This window comes from Pelomonas sp. KK5 (genome assembly GCF_001984095.1).
Classification (GTDB): Bacteria; Pseudomonadota; Gammaproteobacteria; order Burkholderiales; family Burkholderiaceae_C; genus KK5.
The window spans coordinates 1-562 of the sequence record NZ_LYVQ01000543.1 but is presented as its reverse complement, the minus strand read 5'-3'; the positions used below and the strand labels follow the sequence as shown (position 1 = coordinate 562).

At 68.5% G+C, this 562-nt stretch carries 1 protein-coding gene and 1 pseudogene; both read left to right on the top strand.

All coding sequences use genetic code 11. The features are described from left to right. Positions 1–462: MotA/TolQ/ExbB proton channel family protein (locus tag B0W88_RS32200; RefSeq protein ID WP_198938019.1), on the top strand; the 462-nt coding region annotated here is incomplete at its 5' end. 2 nt (positions 463–464) lie between these two features. After that, positions 465–562, top strand: a pseudogene (locus tag B0W88_RS32195) (biopolymer transporter ExbD); the annotation flags it as partial.

Sequence of the window (562 nt, the reverse complement as noted above, 5' to 3'; positions counted from 1 at the left end):
CTCAAGGAAGGCAGCGCCTTCCGCTTCATCGCCCAGGCCGGCCACGAGGCCTCCGAGCATCACGAGGGCACGCTGACCGAGAACATCGACCATGCGAGCTGGGTGTCGATGAACGTGGACCGCGCGGTCGGCGAGGTCAATGCGCGTGTGCAGTCGGGCCTGGGCTTCCTCGCCACCGTCGGCTCCACCTCGCCCTTCATCGGCCTGTTCGGCACGGTCTGGGGCATCCTGCAGGCGCTCACCGCCATTGGCGTGGCGGGCCAGGCTTCGATCGACAAGGTGGCCGGCCCGGTGGGCGAGGCCCTGATCATGACCGCCATCGGCCTGGGCGTGGCCGTGCCCGCGGTGCTGGGCTACAACTGGCTGGTCAACCGCAACAAGGGCGTGATGGGCCAGGTGCGCGCCTTCGCCGCCGACCTGCACGGCGTGCTGATGGGCAGCAAACGCGTGGCGGCGCGCTGATCATGGGCATGAGCGTCGGATCGTCCTCGGGCGAGGACGAGGTCGTCTCGACGATCAACACCACGCCCCTCGTGGACGTGATGCTGGTCCTGCTGATCAT